1 pseudogene is annotated in these 227 nt (G+C 37.0%); it reads left to right on the forward strand.

Annotated elements, in window-relative coordinates:
* Positions 1 to 227: pseudogene (locus tag IC221_RS29445) on the forward strand (hypothetical protein); the annotation flags it as partial.

Here is a 227-nt window from a genome sequence, read left to right on the forward strand (position 1 = left end):
AAAGCCGACCAAGAACTTTATGATGAAGATTTGAAACGCTTCCGTGATTATGTCAATACATTGGAGACAAGCAAGGAAAAAGGGAGAAAAGAAGGAATTGAAATAGGAGAGAAAAAAGGAATTGAGATTGGAGCAAATCTTAAAGCAATAGAAACAGCTAAAAAGTTTTTATCAATGGGTTTGAGTGTGGAGGAAGTAGCAGAAGGAACTGGTTTATCCATCGCAGA

The sequence above is a fragment of the Flammeovirga sp. EKP202 genome, from assembly GCF_014534745.1.
GTDB lineage: Bacteria > Bacteroidota > Bacteroidia > Cytophagales > Flammeovirgaceae > Flammeovirga.